Origin of the sequence: Streptomyces sp. WAC04114, assembly GCF_019733245.1 — a bacterium.
Classification (GTDB): Bacteria; Actinomycetota; Actinomycetes; order Streptomycetales; family Streptomycetaceae; genus Streptomyces; species Streptomyces massasporeus_A.
On the sequence record NZ_JAIGQA010000400.1, the window covers coordinates 1 to 735 of the forward strand.

The 735-nt window shown below is 75.9% G+C and carries 1 protein-coding gene and 1 pseudogene; both read left to right on the top strand.

Features of this window, described 5'->3' with window-relative positions:
- Positions 1-238, top strand: a pseudogene (locus K4G64_RS39430) (two-component sensor histidine kinase); the annotation flags it as partial.
- Positions 235-735 (top strand): hypothetical protein (locus tag K4G64_RS39435; protein WP_221760644.1); only part of this gene is annotated, 501 nt, incomplete at its 3' end. The pseudogene K4G64_RS39430 and the gene K4G64_RS39435, both read left to right, overlap by 4 nt.

Below are 735 nucleotides of genomic sequence, written 5' to 3' on the forward strand. Positions count from 1 at the left end.
GGAGAACGCTCATCTGCACGGCGGCGAGATCTCGGCCGCCAACGCGCCGGAGGGCGGCGCGGTGTTCACGCTGCGGCTGCCGCGCGAGGCGCCGGGGGACGGCGACGGTGACGGCGACGGCGACGGTGAGAGCGACGGGGGCGACGACACCGAGGGCGACGGCGGGAACGGCGACAGCAGCGGCGAGCGGAACCGTCCGGGGAAGCCGGACGGCCCGGGGAAGGAGCGCGACACATGACCCGAGGAACCCTGCGCACCGGCCCCGCCCTCCTGGCGGCCTGCCTGGCGCTCGCGGCCACCGCCGGCTGCGGCATCCGCTCCACCAATGTGCCGGTGGACGCCGGCCCCGCCCCGTCCCGGGCCAGCTGCGACACGGCGATGGAGACCGGCGCGGGCACCGTACCCGGCACGGCGGTCGCCGCCGCCGCCGAGGTGTACCTGGTGTGCGGCACCCGCGTGGAGGCCGTACCGCGCCCGGTGGATGTCACCACGGCCGGCACCGACCGGGTCGCGCTGGCCACCGCGCTGCTCACCGAACTCCAGAACGACCCGGACGAGGAGGAGCAGGCCGCCGGTTTCACCAGCGCGGTACCGCTGGACCTGGCGGTCACCGGCCCGGTCGGGGACGACCCGGACACGGTGCTGCGGCTGAGCGAACGCCCCAGCGATCTCCCGGCCTTCGCCCTCGCCCAGATCATCTGCACCTTCTCCCGGGTCGAGCAGCTCGGCAACGGC